Origin of the sequence: Flavobacterium reichenbachii, from assembly GCF_002217435.1 — a bacterium.
Taxonomy (GTDB): Bacteria; Bacteroidota; Bacteroidia; order Flavobacteriales; family Flavobacteriaceae; genus Flavobacterium; species Flavobacterium reichenbachii.
The window spans coordinates 159976-179050 of the sequence record NZ_MUHF01000017.1 but is presented as its reverse complement, the minus strand read 5'-3'; the positions used below and the strand labels follow the sequence as shown (position 1 = coordinate 179050).

12 protein-coding genes and 1 riboswitch are annotated in these 19075 nt (G+C 34.8%); of the genes, 5 read left to right on the top strand and 7 right to left on the bottom strand.

The window, feature by feature from the left end; all coding sequences use genetic code 11:
- Nucleotide 1: 1 nt before the first annotated feature.
- From B0A68_RS14405 to B0A68_RS14375, 7 genes are all read right to left on the bottom strand, one after another.
- Nucleotides 2–3169: a SusC/RagA family TonB-linked outer membrane protein gene (locus B0A68_RS14405; protein ID WP_035680058.1), complete on the bottom strand. Its 3168-nt coding sequence runs from the start codon at nucleotides 3167–3169 to the stop codon at nucleotides 2–4.
- A gap of 259 nt (nucleotides 3170–3428) precedes the next feature.
- Nucleotides 3429–3528, bottom strand: a riboswitch (SAM riboswitch).
- A 305-nt stretch (nucleotides 3529–3833) separates the two neighbouring features.
- On the bottom strand, nucleotides 3834–5339 hold the full coding sequence (locus B0A68_RS14400) for a calcineurin-like phosphoesterase C-terminal domain-containing protein (RefSeq protein ID WP_035680060.1): 1506 nt from the start codon (nucleotides 5337–5339) through the stop codon (nucleotides 3834–3836).
- An 87-nt stretch (nucleotides 5340–5426) separates the two neighbouring features.
- On the bottom strand, nucleotides 5427–7253 hold the full coding sequence (locus B0A68_RS14395; protein WP_035680062.1) for an alkaline phosphatase: 1827 nt from the start codon (nucleotides 7251–7253) through the stop codon (nucleotides 5427–5429).
- 203 nt (nucleotides 7254–7456) lie between these two features.
- Complete coding sequence (locus B0A68_RS14390; protein ID WP_035687613.1) at nucleotides 7457–8992, bottom strand: RagB/SusD family nutrient uptake outer membrane protein; 1536 nt, start codon at nucleotides 8990–8992, stop codon at nucleotides 7457–7459.
- A gap of 19 nt (nucleotides 8993–9011) precedes the next feature.
- The gene (locus B0A68_RS14385; protein WP_035680063.1) at nucleotides 9012–12401 is read right to left on the bottom strand and encodes a SusC/RagA family TonB-linked outer membrane protein; all 3390 of its coding nucleotides are present in this window, start codon (nucleotides 12399–12401) and stop codon (nucleotides 9012–9014) included.
- A 72-nt stretch (nucleotides 12402–12473) separates the two neighbouring features.
- Entirely contained in the window at nucleotides 12474–13394 is a 921-nt protein-coding gene (locus tag B0A68_RS14380) for a FecR family protein (RefSeq protein WP_035680064.1), read from the bottom strand.
- Between the two features lie 112 nt (nucleotides 13395–13506).
- A complete protein-coding gene (locus B0A68_RS14375; protein WP_035680066.1) occupies nucleotides 13507–14064 on the bottom strand; it encodes an RNA polymerase sigma-70 factor in 558 nt (185 codons plus the stop codon).
- A 394-nt stretch (nucleotides 14065–14458) separates the two neighbouring features.
- Here B0A68_RS14375 and hmpA point away from each other — a divergent pair, with 394 nt between their 5' ends.
- The 5 genes from hmpA to B0A68_RS14350 all read left to right on the top strand — a co-directional run bounded on the left by hmpA (nucleotide 14459) and on the right by B0A68_RS14350 (nucleotide 18948).
- Entirely contained in the window at nucleotides 14459–15670 is a 1212-nt protein-coding gene (gene hmpA, locus B0A68_RS14370) for an NO-inducible flavohemoprotein (RefSeq protein WP_035680069.1), read from the top strand.
- A gap of 316 nt (nucleotides 15671–15986) precedes the next feature.
- On the top strand, nucleotides 15987–16637 hold the full coding sequence (locus B0A68_RS14365; RefSeq protein ID WP_035680071.1) for a hypothetical protein: 651 nt from the start codon (nucleotides 15987–15989) through the stop codon (nucleotides 16635–16637).
- A gap of 141 nt (nucleotides 16638–16778) precedes the next feature.
- Nucleotides 16779–17231, top strand: a complete 453-nt coding sequence (locus B0A68_RS14360) for a carboxymuconolactone decarboxylase family protein (protein ID WP_035680072.1) — start codon at nucleotides 16779–16781, stop codon at nucleotides 17229–17231.
- A gap of 101 nt (nucleotides 17232–17332) precedes the next feature.
- Nucleotides 17333–17671: a YciI family protein gene (locus B0A68_RS14355; protein WP_035680075.1), complete on the top strand. Its 339-nt coding sequence runs from the start codon at nucleotides 17333–17335 to the stop codon at nucleotides 17669–17671.
- A gap of 29 nt (nucleotides 17672–17700) precedes the next feature.
- A complete protein-coding gene (locus tag B0A68_RS14350; protein ID WP_035680077.1) occupies nucleotides 17701–18948 on the top strand; it encodes an RNA polymerase sigma factor in 1248 nt (415 codons plus the stop codon).
- Nucleotides 18949–19075 lie beyond the last annotated feature (127 nt).

Here is a 19075-nt window from a genome sequence, read left to right as displayed (position 1 = left end):
ATTAAAAACCGACGTTTAGACCAAATGTAAAAGTTCGTCCCTGTCCTACTGAGTTTTTTTCTACTCCCATAGAAGTTGTTGAAGCTCCGTTTGAAGAAGTTTCCGGATCTGATCCTGAGTAAGATGTAATCAGGAAAAGATTGGTTGCCTGCACATAAAATCGAACCGATGATAATTCTGCTTTCTCTAAAATATTTTTCGGAAGAGAAAAACCAACTGCCAATTGCTGTAATCTTAAGAAATCTGCTTTTTCTGCATTATCCGAAATTGCAAAACCACTTGATCCATTCGAAATAACGTCGTTGTAAACCACTCTCGGAATATCTGTAACCTGACCTGGCGTTGTCCAACGATTTAAAACCTCGGTTGAGTTATTATAAAAACGCTGATCTAAAAGAGTTCCTCTCGTATTATTCATTACTTTATTTCCACCTGAATACGTGAAACCTACAGTAAAATCAAACGCTTTGTATTGAAAGTTATTCGTTAAACCTCCGTACCAAACCGGAAGTGCGTTACCCAAAACCTGATAATCTGCAACTGTAATTGCTGCTGCTGTTGTTCCGTCTAAATACGTCCAGTTGCTTTGCCCCGAAGGAACTGCAGCGCTGTATTGTACTTTTTCGCCTGCTTTATTAAGGAAAATTCTACGTCCGTTTTCCGGATTTACACCCGCAGTTACAGCACCGTACAAACTTCCGGCAGAATAACCAACTCTTGTAATATTATTTGCTTCTGTCGTAACCTGCGTATACCCAATAATATCTGTATTTCCTTCGGCAAGGGCCGTAACTTTATTTTTTACGTGTGTGTAATTGAAGGACGCTTTCCATTGAAAATCTTCAGAATTTGCTATTGTTGCATTCAATCCCAATTCGATACCTCTATTGTACATCGAACCAACATTAGAAAGAATAGCATCTCCGGGAATTCCTTTTGAAGGTGCTTGAGGCGTACTTAAAATCAATCCGTTTACATTATTATTAAAATAATCGGCTGTCAGTTGTAATCTGTCTTTAAAGAAACCTGCTTCAAGACCAATGTTAGTCTGATCACTGGTTTCCCATCCCAGATCTTGATTTCCTGCCTGAGATAACGCCCATGTAGACGCCGTTCCGTAGATTGATGCGCCATACAGATTTTGTGAGGCATATGCCGACGAAAGGTTTCCGTTACCAACTCTTCCCCAGCTTCCTTTTAATTTAAGTGAACTAAAAGTATCTGTAATACCGCTGTTTTTAAAGAAAGATTCTTCGCTTATAGACCATCCCGCAGAGATACCGCCAAAGTTTCCGTATTTGTTATTTACACCTAAAGCAGAATTTCCGTCTTTTCTAAAATTTCCTGTAATGAAATATTTTCCTGCGTAATCATAAGATACTCTGAAGAAAGAAGAAAGAAAAAGTCTTTCTGACAAACTATTTCCAGACGATCTGATTGTTCCCCAGGTTCCCTGATAATTTTCAAAGAAAGGATCTGAAACATTGGTTTGATTCGCACCCCAAGAAGAGTTTTCAAATCTCTGAACATCATATCCTGCCAACGCTGCAATATGATGGTTTTCTCCAAAACGTCTGTCAAAAGATAAACTGTTTGTAAAATTGTAATTGTTTCTCAGAGCCGAAATATTCGTAGAAGAACCACCTGTAGCATATGCCGAAGATCCTAAGTTTGGACTTAAATAGGTAATATTTTCCGATCTTAATCTGTCGATTCCGTAATTACTATCAAATTTTAATCCTTCAAAAAAGGTAATTGTTGCGTGTACATTTCCAACAAAATGATCGTTAGAACTTGTGTATTTACTATTTTCAAACAAAGCTCCCGGATGCCATAAAGTATTGGTAAACAAATTATTTCCCGGACTTGCTGTTCCTGTTGAACTTAAATTATAAGAACCGTCTTCTTTATAAGGAGAAACGTTTGGAGGCAGTACCAAAGCCAAACGCGCCGCACCGATTAACAACAAACCGCTGCTGCTTAATGAACCCGTATTCTGTGCCTGATTTTCTGTATTATTATAGGACAAATTACCACCTAATTTTAACCAGCGGTTTACATCGTGATCGATATTAAATCTTGCTCCTTTTCTCTCGAAATTATTGTCTTTTGTGATTCCTTCCTGTTTAGAATAATTGGTTGAGAAAAAATATCTCGTTTTGTCTGTTCCTCCAGAAATACTGATATTATGATTTTGAGAAACCGCATCACGATATACCTGATCCTGCCAATTTGTGTTTACACGAGAGCCGTCTGCATTAAAAGAAGGAAAGAAAAGTGCCGATGCTACAGCTGCATTATTTTCGTTACCGCTTAATATTTTACTGTTTAAAACAGCTTCATTTTTAATTTGTTCAAATTGTGTGTTGTTTAAAAGATCCGGAAGACGTGTGGCTTTTGTGATTCCAACCCAAGTATCGTAGGTAACTTTTGCTTTTCCTTGTTTTCCTTTTTTAGTGGTTACTAAAATAACACCTCCCGCAGCACGAGAACCGTAAATAGAAGTCGAAGCGGCATCTTTTAAAATATCAATTGATTCAATATCAGATGGATTGATGTCTGCAAGCGGATTATTGGCTACTGAGTTTGTTGTAGAAACATCTCCTGTATTTACTGGAATTCCGTCGATAACAACCAAAGGAGAAGTGCTTAACGAAATAGAATTTACCCCGCGAATTCTGATTACCGGAGCATCATTTAAAACGCCGCTCGGATTGGAAACATTTACTCCCGAAGCTTTACCAATAAGTGCCTGCTCAAAACTCTGAACCGGAATATCCTTAATGGTTTTTGAAGTAACGCGAGCTGCAGCACCTGTAAATTCTTTTTTACTCTGAGTTCCGTAACCTACAACTAAAACTTCTTTTAATGTTGTGTTTGACGGTTTTAGTGTAATAGTTTTAAAAGAAGATCCGACGCTTTTTTCTATCGTTTCGTATCCGATATAATTTATCGTTAAAGCTTTATCTTCAGATGTTACAGCAATAGAGAACTGACCGTTTTCGTTGCTGACTGTCGATTTACCGCTTTGTACAGCCGTAATAGCAACGCCTGGTAAAGGTTCATTCGTTTCCGAATCTTTTATAGTACCGCTTATTGTTCGTTCCTGAGCGTTTACGCCCGAAACTATGCAAAGCAGGAAAATTAAGTGTAGTACAATTTTGTTCATAATTGGTTTAAGTTTGGATTTGAATTAGACATAATAATTCCCGGACCGATTGAAAAATGGTCTTTAGCTTAATGCTGTGTTGAACAGGAAATGTGGAGAAAAGCTAGCTTCTGCGCATTCGAAAAACTAAATCTTGGTTTTCTTCGAAACGGTGGATAGATTGTCTGTGACTGGCATGTAAAAAGAATAGCTTAGTTTTCATTTTAATAATTAAAAGGGTTATTAAATTTAAGCTTATTCAGAATTTCCGAGACGGAATATCTTATCTGTCCACCGTAGTGGAAGGATTTAGCACCTTATTTGGTAACAGGTTGCTAAGACATCACAGGGCCTCTTCCCTCAGTCTTTCTGGATAAGTCCTGCAAATATACATAAGTTCTACCAAATTAGTATAGTTTAAAATTACTTTTTTTCAAAAAAAATGATTTTAAACTTAAAATATTGGAAACAGGATTTTTAAATAAGAATATAAATTACTCTTTATCAATTATTTACACACCTTCTTATCTAACTTAAAAAATTTATTTACAGAAGACTTTGTAAGGCCAATTTTTCTTACATCGTATATAAAACATTAAATAATTCAAGCTTTGGTCCATTAAAATTATTTGGGATAAGATTAATTTTTATACAAATGGCAACAGTAAAGGATAAAAAAATATTTTTAATGAGCCCATAAAACTGCATTTCCAAAAACTTCTAGATTTATTCTTTTATTTAAAGCCTTAACTCTTACTCCATGAGCGCCTGGAAGTAAAGTATTTGGTTTTTCTATTCTCCATAAATGAGTGCTTATGGTTTCTGGTTTTGGAAATTTTGAAATTTTCATACTTTCGTATTTCCCTTGGGTCTGCAAATAATACTGCTTTTGTATATTAGGAGAAATACCATCATATTTAGTCATTTCGATCCAATTTCCTTTATCAAAACTAATGTATACTTTAGTTTCATCATCGGCTGAAAATACATTTGCATAAATAAAATTATCATTTAAGATATTGAGTGTAGTATCCCATTCGTTTATTTTGGGAACAGTAATGTCCATTTGTTTACTTTCCGATGCGCCGGAAACTTTATAATCGTAGGTATAATTGTCTTTGTTAATTCCCAGTTTCCAATATCCTTTTGGCGTTCCGTCGTACATTATTGCAAACGGAATTTGATCTGCGTCGTGCGGACCTTCCCACCAGGAACCGCAAACGGCACCGGCAACTAATTCGTGTATGGGCTGCTTTCCTGCTCTTTCAAAATATTTATGGTATTGTGTGTGCGTATGTCCGGCACTGATGAGCACATTATCAAAAGGCTCTAATGTATTTATAACCCAATCCTTATCTTCCATTTCTTCTAGCGGAATGTGCATAAATAAATGTATAGAACTGAAATTGGCTTTTTTTACTTCAATTAAATTTTTAATAAATTCTCTCTGTGTATTGTCTATACGCCCTGTATATCCTTTTTCTTTTGTTGGATAAATATTATTTAGCACTAGAAATACTTCGCTTCCGTATTCAAAAGCATAATAAGACGGACCAAAAACACTTTCAAAACTTTTGTCTCTGTCTTCAAAAGCAGTTTCTTTAAAATTCAAATCATGGTTTCCGATGGTATAAAAAACCGGAGCTCCGATAAGTCCTAAAGTTTCTGATAAAGGTTTAAAAATATTGAGATTATCAAAAGAAAGATCTCCAAGCGGCACAATAAAATCAATTTCTTTGTCCATTAATTCTTCTGTCACCAATTTGCCAACGTGATGAATATCGTCCATAACATCAACCTGCGTGTCACCTAATAAAATAATTTTTAACTCTTTATTTTCTACATTAGGAATCAGCGGAAAATTATAATTCTTAACTTCTTTTATTTCTTCAAAAGGAACATAAAACTGTACGCTGTTTTGTTTATTTTTCTTAGAAATATATAATGTGGGTTTAATTACAAAAACGGTATTCCCTTCTATTTTAGTAATGCTGTATTTCCCTTTTGAATCTGTTTTTACGATCTCTTTTCCGTTAGAGATTAAAACATCCGAAAGGACTTTTTCATCTTTATCAAAAAAACTATTGTGATTAGCATCAACAAAAACAATTCCCGAAAGTTTGCTTTTTGACTGACTAAAACAAAAGATACAGCTTAACAATAAAACTAAATTTGTAATTATTTTACACATGACATTTATCTATCTTGAGATTATAAATCAAAAAAACTGCAGCTTTAAAATTTTCATTGTAAAACTGCAGTTTTTTGGTCTTAAAAATTATTTTACAGCAAGTAACTGCATTATTTTGTTGTAAATTTCTGTATTCTGATAAACACCCATAAATTCCTGAGCACCCGGACCATATGCAAAAACCGGAACAGTGATAGAGGTATGATCGTTTGTACTGAAACTTCCGTGTACATATCCTTTTTCTATGCTTCCGTCAATAAGCGAAAGTCCGCCTGTTTCGTGATCAGCTGTTACGATCAATATCGTATCTGGATTTTTATCTACAAATTCCATCGCTTGTCCTACCAAACGATCAAAATCTAATAATTCGCGCACTACATATTCTACATTATTACTGTGTCCGCCATAATCGATTTGAGCACCTTCGGCCATAATAAAAAATGGATTTTTTGATTTTGAAAAAACCGTAGTGGCTTTTAATAAAGATTTAGCTAAAAAATCACCTCTGCCATCTTTTCTGGAAACTACCGAGGCATTGTCTAAAACTATAAAACGAGAATTACTGATGGTATCCAGAGAACTAAATTTATCTGAAAATGTATAACCTTTTGTCTGCAGTAAAGCGGCTAGATTTTTACCGTCTTTTCGAGATTTAAATTCATTTGCTCCTCCTCCAATTAAAATATCAGATGGATTGTTTAAAAAGTCTGCCGCTATGGCTTCATTATAACTTCTTTCCGGCTGATGTGCATAAAAAGCTGCAGGCGTAGCATCTGTAATATTTCCTGCAGAAATTATAGCTGTTTTATAATTCTTTTTAGCCAGTTGCTGTGTTATCAATTCTAAAGGTTTTCCTTTTTCATCAACACTTATAAATCGGTTGTTGGTTTTATGTCCCGTCGCCATTGCAGTTGCTCCTGCAGCAGAATCTGTAATGTAACTGTCAGAAGCTTTTGTAATTGAAAATCCCTGAGTCGGAATATTAAACATATTTAATTTGCCTTTATTGGCGGTATATCCTGCATAAATCTGAGCCAGTCCCATACCATCGCCAATAAGAAGTATTACGTTTTTTGGCTTCTTGTTTTTAGGAAATACCGAACCATTTTTAGGAACATATGTTTCGTGAAACTCGGTATTTTGATAAAAAGTCGATTTTATATTTTTAATGAATTGTGTCAGTGCCGATGTATTATCGGTAGCAATATAATCTACATGCAGATTCATTAAAGTCATCCAGGTATTTACATTATCCTGCGTAGACCAAAACCTGATTTTTTTATTCTGATCGTGTACTTTTTTAATAATCGATTGTATTTTTTCTGAATCACCCTGAGTCAAAACACCTTTACCGTTCCAAACCGTGATCTCTTTCAAATCTTCGCTGATCATTTCTACACGTGACAATTCCTGAGCATTGTAATTTTCATTAAGCCTTCCGTCAAAAAAGATAAATGCTGGATATTCATTCCATTTAGACGGCGAAGGCCTGTTTCCCGAAATGACTACTTTTAAGTTTTTATTCGAAATTAAATCCGGGTACATTTTTAACTGATCTGCAATTGCTTTCAGCGTAGTTTCTGCATCCGACTTGATATCGATCATTAAAATTAAGGGTTTACCGCTTTTGTATGCTTTTCCGCCAAGGGCTTTAAATTTTAATAAAAGAGGTTCCAGATAAAGATTTTTGAGTGTGTTTTCTGGTTTAATTTCTTCTGAAGTATGAGAAACAAGCAAATCGTTTTTTACTAAAAAAACATCTGCTTCTATAACACCGGTTTCATTAGCATAAGCTTCGTAAAAAGGAAGCGGACTTGCATAATCATTATGCGAATGGATATTGGCAGAACTGTATTCCTGTGCTTGTGCCAGCAGGCCTAAATGGAGGCAGAAAAGGAGGATCGTTTTTTTCATCGAAAATAAATTTTATGCATTCGTAAAGCCGTAGGTAACTTTTGAGAATGTATTTTTTGTTGTTGCTTTTAAAAAATGTAAACCAGCCTCTTTATTTAGAAGGCTGGTTTTGATGTATTTGTAAATAGTTTATTTTTTGTTACAACTGCAGACTTCTAAAAGTCTGCAGCGTAAAAAAAAACACAAACTAACTGAAATTACTATTACCAGCCTTGGTTTTGAAACAAAGCTCCTTTGCTTACTGCAATCTCATCTGGCGGTATTGGCCAAACATGGTGAATTGCAGGATTAAAATTACGTGCAGGATAAATTACGGTTCCGTTATAATGATGCAGCGGTTGTGCATAAACCGCTTTTGCATCGCCCCAGCGTACTAAATCAAAATGACGATCTGTCCATTCTCCGGCTAACTCACAACGTCTTTCTCTTTTAAGATCTGTCATAGTTGCTCCTGTAATATTGGCTAAACCAGCACGATGACGAATCATATTGATTTCGGTATCTGCATTTTGTCCTTTCATTAATTTTGCTTCAGCAAGCATCAGGATTAAATCTGCATAACGTAAAAGCGGTACATTTAAAGCTGTTGAAGGTTTATCTCCATTTGCATTTACATAACGAATATCGATACCGCCAGAGGTAGTTTTTGGATAACCGAAAGGCTCCATATATTTTTTAAATTGATATCCCGTTCTGTTACTTGAGCTTACAACATATTTCCCTTCGTTAAAAGTTGCCAGTTCACCAAAATACATAAACTGATCTCCTTTTTGCAAAATTGTAGCACTGCGTCTTTTGTCAGCAGGATCGTAAGCATCAAATAATTCTTTGGTTGGGTAAAAATTTCCCCAGCCATTATAAACTCCCCAGCCCTTATCTTCCAGACAAACTCCTGGAAAAATAGAACCCAGCGATGTGTTTTCTGCACTAGAAGTTACCGACCAAATGTATTCTGTAGACCAGTTATTTTTGATTGTAAATACATCTTCAAAATTATCAAGCAGTTTATGTTTACCACTTGCTACGATCATATCTGCATATTTTATGGCATTGTCCCAGTCTTTTGCATACAAATAGGTACGCACCAAATAGGCCCAGGCAGCAGTTTTGTGCGCACGACCATAGTTGTCTGTTGTAAGTTCATTAAAATAAGGCAGCAAATCGGCTGCTTTAACTAAATCGGCTGCGATGTATGCATAATTTTCTGCCACATTTTTAGTACGAGGCACGTATACATTTGTTGGATCGTTTCTGTCCTGAATCGGAATTCCGGCACGATCGTCTCCATAGTGGTATGCTAATTCTAAATGCATTACTGCGTGATTAAAATAAGCTTCTCCAAGCATCATGTTTCTTGTTTTCTCGTCTAATGGAATATTCGGAATATTACGAATCACATCGTTACAGCGTTTCATAACTTCGTAATGAAGTCTCCAGATATCTTTAGTATCAGATTCAGATCCGTCTACGATAAAGTTTTTAATACGTTCTGCATTTTGTCTGGTTTTGGTTCCGATATCATCACTTGCATTATTGAGCCAGAAAAAACCGCGCCCGTACATATTATCATCAGAATATAAGGCGTAAACAGCATTTACTCCCGCTTTTGCATCTGCAGGTGTTTTCCAGAAATTCCCACTCGAAGGAGCTCCCTGAGGTACCAGATCAAGTTCACTTTCACAAGCCGAAAAACCAATCAGCATTGCTAAACTCAATAATAAAATACTTATTTTTTTCATTTTGTTTGTTTTATATTTTTTAAAAAGTTGCATTTACACCCGTCATATAAATTCTGGAAAGCGGATATTTACCTAAGTCCAAACCAAAATTATTAAGACCTACTTCAGGATCCATTCCAGAGTATTTTGTAATAGTGAAAAGGTTTTGTCCCGAAATAAAGAATCTTAAATTCGCTTTTCCGTTTAACCAGCTGTCTTTTACTGTGTAACCAATCGAAAGATTTTTCAATCTTAAATAAGAAGCATTTTCAATATAAAAATCAGAGATTCTTCCAAAGTTGTTATTATTGTCTGTTGCAGAAAGAACCGGAATATTAGATCCTGTATTTTGAGGCGACCATGCATCTTTAGATTCTGCTAATAAATTATATCCGGGAAAAGAAGCATTTAAACCTGTATATTTTACTGCATTAAAAACACTATTTCCAGCTGCACCGCTCAGGAAGATATTCATATCAAATCCTTTGTATCTAAAATTGGTATTTAAGCTGTATGTTGTTTTAGGAAAAGGATTTCCAAGTACCACTCTATCACTGTTATTAATGACACCATCTCCGTTTACATCTTTAAATTTAATATCTCCGGCAACAGCATTTGGCTGATAGACAACACCAGAACCGTTTACATACGCCTGCGCTTCTGCATTACTTTGAAATAATCCGTCTGTTGCGTATCCGTAAAATGCACCAACAGGACTTCCTACCTGATAAATATTAGCCAAAGGCAAACTTCTTACTCTGCTTAGATTAAGCGGTTCCAAAGAAGTTAAATCATCTTTTATAGAAACAATTCTGTTGTCTAAAAAGGCTGCATTTGCTGTTACATCAAACTTAAAATCACCACGTGTTTTTTGGTAGGTAAGACTCGCTTCGATACCTTTATTTTCAACATCTCCAGAATTTACAATTCGGCCCAGCGGTGTTCCTGAAACTCCAGGCAATTGATCTCGAACCAGCATGTCTTTGTTTTTCTTGATGTAAGCATCTACAGATCCTGTAATGTGATTATCAAAAAGAGTAAAATCTAAACCTACGTTGGTTTGTTCTGAACTTTCCCATTTTAAAGAAGGATTTGATAATTCGCTTTCAGAATATCCGTAATTGATAACCGGAGAAGAACCGATTAGCGCAGTAGTCTGGTTCAACGGCACACTAAATTGGTATGGTCCAAGATTTCCTAAGTTTCCAATCTGTCCCCAGCTCGCGCGTAATTTTAAATTATTTACCGTAGAGCTGATGCCTTTCATAAAACCTTCTTCAGAAATCAGCCATCCTGCAGAAACAGAAGGATAAACTCTCCAGCGGTTTGCAGAAGTCAGTTTTGAAGTTCCGTCGCGGCGGACAATTCCTGAGAATAAATATTTTTGATTAAAATCATAATTTAACCTTCCAACGTAAGAAGAGATAATTTCTTCTGATAATCCTGCACCGGTCTGCTGAATTAATTTGGCGTTTAATAAATAACGCTGTGATGGATCTTCGTTGTCAAAACCTGTTCCTTCTACCGTGTAATATTCTCTTTTTGTATCCTGAAAAGTATATCCTGCCAAAGCACTGAAGTTATGTTTTCCAAGTGATTTTGTATAAGAAAGCGTCTGCTCGCTCAATAAATCGGTTGTTGTAGAAGTTGATTGTGTAAGTCTGTTGAAATCAAATATTTTTCCAGGTTCTGTAATTTTTACCGTGAAATCTTTTGAGTCGCTTTGAATTCTGGTATAACCCCAGTTTGATTTAATTTTTAATCCCTTTATAATTTCCCATTCTGCATAAGGATTGATTAAAATGGTAGAAACCGGATTACTGTTATCCAGTCTTTTTAAGTAAGCAACCGGATTAATAACGTCTCCGTAAGAACCGATATATTTCTCCGGAACACCGCCAAATTGTCCAGAACCGTCTTCTCTGTAAATTGATGCGTTCGGAGGATAAAAAATTGCTCCTAAAATTGCTCCTGTGTAAGCATTTGTAGTATTAGCACTTTGTCCGTTGGTAAGCGAATAGGTTAAATTTTCTCCAATAGTAAAATTCGGAGCCAGTTTAAAAGAAGAGTTTGCTCTTGCAGTATAACGGCTTCCGTAAGTATTTAGCAATATCCCTTCGTTTTTACGGTAACTACCAGAAAGAAAGTAATTTGATTTTTCTGTTTTTCCGTTTATAGAAAGAGACAAATCCTGAATTTCTCCTGTCTGAAAAATTTCATCCATCCAGTTTGTTTTTGTCGTTCTTGCAGTAGGTTCAAAAGCTGGATCAAAAGCAGGAATTCTTGGTAATCCCGCATTATCTCTTGCAGTATTCATAGCGTCTGCGTATTCTGCAGCATTTAGAACTCCCAATTTTTTAGCTACACTCTGAAAACCTCCCTGATAATTTACATTTACATTCATACGCTCCGAAGTTCCTTTTTTAGAAGTAATTAAAATTACTCCTCCAGAAGCTCTCGCTCCATAAATAGCTGCCGAAGCCGCGTCTTTAAGAACACTTATAGAAGCAATATCATTTGGGTTAATTGTATTTAATGAACCGCTGTAAATAATTCCGTCTAAAACAATCAAAGGTGTCTCAGCATTCAAAGATCCGATACCACGAATATTAATTGTAGGTTCTCCCGTTGGGTCTCCTCCATTATTAATTACGGTAACACCAGAAACAGTTCCCTGCAATAATTCTGCTGCAGAGTTATAAGTTCTGCTTGACGTTTCTTTCATAGAAACAGCTCCTACAGCTCCCAAAACTTCATTCTTTTTTACACTTCCGTATCCCATTACTACAACTTCCTGCAGTTGTTTTACGTCTGCTGCTAATTTGATATTTAGATTTCGCTGCGTTTCGGTAACTTTAATTTCCTGTGTCAGATATCCCACATAAGAAAATACAAGATTAGCTTCTGCTGCATTGATTTCCATAGAAAAAGTTCCGTCAAAATCTGTTGTTCCAGTCGCATTAGAAGTTTTATCTTTAATACCAACACCCGGTAACGGCATTCCGTCATCGCCGCCAAAAACAGTTCCCGATACTATTATTTTATTCTGTCCGGCATCGCTGATTTTCTGATTTTTTTTGATTACGATATTATTACTGATAATCTCGTACTTCAGAAAAAAACTAGAACAAATCTGATCAAGCGCCTGCTCTAAGGTTACATTATTAAGTTTTAAACTGATTTTTTGATTGGTATTGATCTGATTGGCTTCATACATAAAATGCACATCAACCTGATTTTCAATTTTTTGAAGAATATTTTTTATATTTTCATTTTCTACTTTTAAGGTGATTCTTTTACCAAAGTTAATGTTAGCAGCATTTGCTGTTAATCCGATTAAAAATAAAACAGTGAAGAGAATCAATTGAGCCGAAAGGCTTTTTTTAAAACTTTGACACTTTGCGGCATACCGCATTTGTTTTTCATCCATAATTTTTAGTTTTGATTGTTTTTTGTTTTTGTTCTTGTTTTTGGAGTTTTGTATGGTTTGGAGTTTTAAGATTTATTCGATTTTATAAACTCCCGATTCGAGTTTATAATTGGCATTAATAATATTGCATACTAAACCAATAACCTGATCTGCCGGAAGTTCCTTAAAGTAAGCGTTGATCTTTAGCGCGTTTAAACTTTTGTTTTCTACAGCAACCGTAACATTATAATTGCGTTTAATTGTGGCAATAACTTCTGGAAGCGGTGTTTCTTCAAAAACAATAATATTTTTTCGCCATAGCGAAATAGAGTTCATCGGAATATTACTAAAAGCATGCAGACTGCTGTTTTTTGCTTTAAAAACCACTTTCTGACCCGGTGTTACATATACATTTTCGTCTGTTACCGTAGACTTTACGTTTACTCTTCCCGTCAGTACAGAAACTTCCTGAGTTGTCTGTCCCGGATAAGCCTGTACATTAAAACTGGTGCCTAATACTTTGGTATCCATTTTATCGGTATGAATGATAAAAGGATGTTTTTTGTCTTTTACTACATCAAAAAAAGCTTCTCCGGTTAAATATACTTCGCGGGTATCTCCTTTAAATTTGCTTGGATATTTTAAAAGACTTCCTGCATTCAGCCATATTTTAGTTCCGTCACTCAATGTAATTTTTGTTTGTTCTCCTAATCCTGCAGCATATTCTTTGGTAGTAATAGTTTCAGCTGTCAGATAAAAAAAGCTAAATAATCCTGCTGCTAATACAATAGAAGCTGCCATCATCCAATTTCTGCTGTTTAGAAAAATGACATTCTTAGTCTTTTTAATATTTTTAATTTCTTTTTTTAGTTTCGAAATATTTGATGCCGGCAAAAGTGCATCTGCATATATTTTTTCTGGATTGTCGTACCAGTTGTTCCACATTTCCTGACCTTTTAAAGAAGTTTTACCTTCTAAAAAAAGTTTTATATCGTTCTGTATTTTTTCAGGCATTATAATTTTTTTATCGCTTTAATAGTATGTCTTAAGAATTCAGATTTTGGGTAGGCGGGTCATGTTACGGTTGCGTTAAGAAAAAAAACACTATTCCCCGCTCCAATCTGCTTTAGTTAAATTCTCCAAGATAAGTCCGCATAAATTTGAGTGCGTACGTAATGTGATATTTTACCGTTTCGTGCGACACATTAAGTTCCTCTGCTATTTCCTTATTTGTATATTGTTTAATGCGGCTGAGAATAAAAACCTCTTTGGATTTTTTAGGAAGCAACGAAGCAGCTTTATCAACCCTTTGCTGAAGTTCGTCGTGATAGATAGATTCTTCTGTAGCATTGTTGCTGCTCTCTATAATAGTATTCCGATCCGTAACTTCTTTTACATACTGGTCGGTAATCATATTTGCCTTTATATAGTCGAGAGTCACATAACGCACTGAACTGTACATATATGCCGAAAAGTTTTTTTGAATAACCAAAGTCTTTCGGCGTTCCCAAATCGTGGTAAAAACTTCCTGAACAATCTCTTCAGAAATTGCAATAGATTTCATTCTCACGTATACAAATCGCACAAGAAGATCTCTATACCTAAAATACAATTCATCAAAAGCTCTGTCTTTTCCTTGTTTTAATAATTCAACAAGTTCTTCGTCAGTATATTTTTTATACATAATACATCGCTTTTGGAAAAATTATGAGGCAGATAATATTTTGTAAAACACTTTTTCTGAATGTTTTTTTGAGATGTATTCTTACTCTAAAAAATGACATATATACAAGTATTGGGTTCTTATAGTATGTCTTCAAAATTAGAAACGAGGGTAGGTTTAAAAGGTTACGTTTACATTAATAAAACGTTCAGAATTCGAAACAAAAACGTAACATTAAGGCTGAGATGTTACGGAGATAATAACTTTAGAATTAGATTTTGTAAACTATTTTTTTGCTTCTTATGATTTGAGTCATAAAATGAAGTTTTGGTCCTGCTCTACATTTGTAAAAGTAAACTCTAAAGCGCTTTGGCAGTTTACATGAAATATTTAATCCTATCCTAAATATCACAAAATGAATACCTATCAAAAAGAGCTTATCAAAGCAACAATTCCAATATTAAGAGAAAGCGGTGAAGTCCTGACCAATTATTTTTATGCCAGAATGTTTAAGGCGCATCCCGAATTGAGAAACATGTTTAATATGGGAAATCAGGCCAACGGAAGACAAAAATCGGCTTTGGCAAATGCTGTTTTAGCTTACGCCGAAAACATAGAAAATCCCAGCGTTTTAATTAGTGTTTTAAAAGGAATCGGCACCAAACACAGAAGTTTAAACATTCAGCCCGAACAATATAAAATCGTAGGTACACATCTCATCGCTTCTATAGGCGAAGTTGTAGGCGAAGCGGCCACTCAGGAAATTCTGGATGCCTGGACAGCAGCTTTTTATCAGCTTGCAGAAATTATGATTAATCTTGAAAAAGAAATGTATCAGGAAAACAAAGCAAAATCTGGAAGCTGGAACGGCTGGAGAAAATTTGTAATAAAAAAAATCATACAAGAATCGACCGAAATCAAATCGTTTTATCTTTATCCTGAAGACGGAAAAGAAATTACAGAATACCATGCAGGCCAATTTATCAGTATTCAGGTTTTTGTTCCGGAATTAGACCTTTTACAGCCCAGACAATACAGTTTGTCGAGCGCTTTTAATCCGGAATATTACAGAATTTCGGTAAAAAAAGAAACCGGAATTGCACCCAATCCATCTGGAATGGTTTCGAATACACTGCATTCAAAATCAGAAGGAGATGTAGTTTCCATTTCGTCACCTGCGGGAATATTTCACTTAGAAAAAGATTCTAAAAATCCGCTGGTTTTAATTAGCGGCGGCGTTGGACTTACGCCAATGCTGAGTATGCTGGAAACCAATCTCAATTCTATTCAAAACAAAAAAACAATCTGGATTCACGGCTGCAGAAACGAATCGGTTCATGCTTTTAAAAATCAGATTATGGAAATCAAAAAAGATGCAGGACATCTCGAAACTTTTACGTTTTATGATACTGTAGAAAATGATGACGAAACCTCCAATCAAATTATACAAGGAAGAGTGGATCTGCATAAATGTAAAGACGCAATATTATTAGAAGAAGCAAAATTTTATATCTGTGGTCCCGAAATGTTTATTAAGGCGCAGTACGAAACCTTGATTAATCTGAATGTAAGTGAGAAAAATATTTTTTACGAAGAATTTGGACCACAGCTGATTAATTTGAATTAAAGTGAAGACTGCCAAGATAAGCCGGAAAAAATATTTGACTCAATTCCTGCAAAACTGCCTCACAACATTTTTTATCACGTTTACCTTAGCCGGCATTAATTGCGCAGACCGCTCCAATTTTTTATTTTTTTGGATGCGTTCGTGGATGGTTGCAGGTTTAGTTTCAAATTTGTTTTCATTCTTTATATATTCAAACAAAAAATAAATGCAAAGAGCCTTCAGAATATGGAGGCTTTTTTTATGGAAAAGAACTCTTTACAATCATTTAAATTTATTGATATTTGTATAGTAACTTTCAATTTTACTTTCAAAACAAATGAACAAAAGCATTTTAGCTATCCTGATAATCACTATTGCAGCATTTTTTATTTTAAGACAAATGGTTTACAAACCGTTTATGTGGAAAAAAGCGATTAGCAGTGAAGAACACAAACTGCAGCTGGGAAGTTTTATCTTCAGCAGACAAAGAGGCTCAAACGGAAGCCAGAGTTTTAAAACGAATTATTTTGTTTTTAAAGTAATAGAAATCAATGGTGATTTTGTACGCCTTTCTGTAATTAGAAGATTGTCCGAAAAAAATAAGATTTCTGAAGGTAACTTTTCTACCACTTCAGCCCATTATAAAGAATTTAAAAAAACGGTTCAAAACCTTTTAGTTACTCCTATTATAAAGGAGGATTTATACAAAGGTGAAGGTCCGTCTTTTGCTTTAAATGATTATTTAATCGAAAAATATCCTGATTTAAAAAAGTCCAGATATTATTATGAAGATATTGAAAAGGAACAAAAAAATCAGCCTCTGCCCGCTCATACACTCGACCTTAATCTATATTTTAGTTTGGTTTATTCAAAAAAAGAAATCATCGAAAAAGGAAAACTTACTCCGTGGATTATGAACAATAGTTTGAAAAACACACCCGAACTTGCAGATCGATTATCAGAAAATATAGATTTAATTCTAAATTAGTTATTTTTTATTTTTCTCCTAAAGCCTTGTAAACGTTGATAGTTTTATAATTATTTTAAAAAAAATTATTTTTTTTTAATTTATTTGTCCAATTCTGAAAGTTCAGTTGTCATTAGGGTATAACATTAAAAATTATACAACATGGAAACTAGAATTAATGTATTCGAAAAAGGTCAGAAAGCAATTGCCACTTTATTTGGAATTACTGGTTATTTGAAAAAATCAGGACTTGAAAAATCATTAGTAGATTTAGTAGATTTTAGAGTATCACAAATTAACAGTTGTGCTTATTGTTTAGACATGCACTCCAAAGAAGCTCTGGCAGCCGGAGAAACACCTCAACGTCTTTTTGGTTTAAGTGCCTGGAAAGAAACACCTTTTTATACACAAAGAGAAAGAGCGGCATTGGCCTGGGCAGAAGCGGTAACAGCTTGTGATGTTCCTGATGAAATTTACGCTGCTGCTAAAGTTGAATTTTCTGATGAAGAATTAATTGACCTTACGCTTGTAATTACAACAATTAACACATGGAATCGTTTTAATTTAGCTTTTCCTAATACTCCGGGAAGCTACAGAGTCGGACAATTTGGATAAATAAAAATCGGCTGTTTTTATTTGCAAAGCACTAAATTTATACTTTAAATAAAAACAGCCTTTTCTTAAAATGAAGTTTGATAACCAAAAAACATAAAAAAATGAATGAATTTTTATTGATTTTCAGAAGAGATTTTATTTCTAAAGAATCACAGCCTTCACCAGAAGAATTGCAGCAGCATTTACAGCAATGGCAAAACTGGTTTGGCAGTCTGGCTGCGCAGGATAAACTGGCCAGACCTTTGCAGCGCTGGGACGGACAGGGAAAATTGGTAACTTCTAATAAAGGAATTACAGATGGCCCTTTTGTTGAAATCAAAGAATCTATTGGCGGCATGATTATTATAAAAGCCAAAGATTATGATGAAGCTGCAGCAATTGCGCAGGAATGTCCGGTTCTAAATCTTGGCGGCAATGTAGAAATTAGAATGGCATTTTAACAATTGTGAAGCCTTAATCAAAAAAAAATATGGAGAACAAAGAACTGATACCAAATCTTTTTAGAACCGAATATCAAAAAATAGTTTCAGTTCTTTGCCATCTTTTCGGCATTCAACATATCGAAATTGCAGAAGATATTGTGAGTGATACTTTCTTGTCTGCTTCAGAAACCTGGGCGATAAAGGGAACTCCCGAAAATCCTGCTGCCTGGCTTTATACTGTAGCCAAAAATAAAACCAAAAACTATCTGAAACGGCATACTCTTTTTGAAACCAAAATAGTAACCGAAATAAAATACAATACTCCAATAAACAATCCCGAGATTGATATTAATTTATCTGATCAAAATATTGCAGACAGTCAGCTGGCGATGATTTTTACGGTTTGTAATCCGTGTAATTCAGATGAAGCTCAAATTGCTTTGGCTCTTAATCTATTGTGTGGTTTTGGAATAAGCGAAATCTCTGATGCTTTTCTTTCAAACAAAGAAGTCATTTATAAAAGAATTAATCGTGCCAAAGAAAAACTCAAAGAAGAAAATATAAAGATTCAGAATCCGAATAGTATCGAAGTTAAGGATAGAATAAAAACGGTTCTAAAAACCATTTATCTGCTTTATTCTGAAGGATATTACTCTGCCTCACAAAACACTACTTTAAGAAAAGACCTTTGCGCAGAAGCCATGCGTCTTACTTTTTTATTGATTCAGAACGAAAGCACAAATCTTCCGGAAACCAATGCTCTTATGGCTTTAATGTGTTTTCATTCTTCAAGATTTGAAGCCCGGACCGCCGACGACGGAGAAATTATTTTATACGAAGATCAGGATCAATCGCTTTGGAATCAGGAATTAATAGACAAAGGAACTTATTTTTTGAGCAGATCTTCTACCGGAACTACACTTTCTAAATACCATCTTGAAGCCGGAATTGCTTACTGGCATACTATCAAAGAAGATACTGCAGCAAAATGGGAGCATATTCTCGAATTGTACAACAATTTAATCATTCTGGAATATTCTCCAATTGCGGCGTTGAACAGAACGTACGCACTCTCAAAAGTAAAAAGTAATAAAGAGGCGATCATAGAAGCTGAAAAACTCAATTTGACCGACAATCATTTTTATTATTCTTTACTAGGAAATTTATATTCAGAACTTGATATTCAGAAAGCATTACAGCAATTTGAAACAGCTCTATACCTCGCTAAAACAGACTCTGACAAGAATATCATTCGTAAAAATATAGCAGAACTTCATTTTAAAATGAAGCAATAAAAAAATTGGAGCCTGCCCTTTTTTTGTTTGTATTTTTTTTCGCTTAATTTGATTCAATAATGCAATTTTTGCTTAAAAATTTAACCAAACAGCTGTTAAATCTTTAATAAATATTAATGTTAAATTC